Annotated in this window: 1 protein-coding gene; it reads left to right on the forward strand. The window is 55.4% G+C overall.

What is annotated here, in order from left to right:
* Nucleotides 1–296: GTPase (locus ACYP03_RS25545; RefSeq protein WP_459782610.1), on the forward strand; the 296-nt coding region annotated here is incomplete at both ends.

Raw genomic sequence — 296 nt, forward strand, 5'->3', positions numbered from 1 at the left:
CAAAAGTGGCGGATTATCCGTTCACTACCTTAGTACCGAGTCTGGGTGTGGTACGGGTCGATAGCGAGCGCAGTTTCGTTGTCGCTGATATCCCCGGTCTGATCGAAGGCGCAGCTGACGGTGCCGGTCTGGGTATTCGCTTCCTGAAGCACCTGGAGCGTTGCCGTGTGCTGCTGCACATGATCGATCTGCTGCCGGCCGACGGTTCGGATCCGGTGGAAAACGCGTTCACTATCCTTAATGAGCTGGAACAGTACAGTGAAAAGCTGGTGAACAAGCCGCGTTGGATCATCTTT

The sequence above is a fragment of the Photobacterium sp. R1 genome (assembly GCF_054600795.1).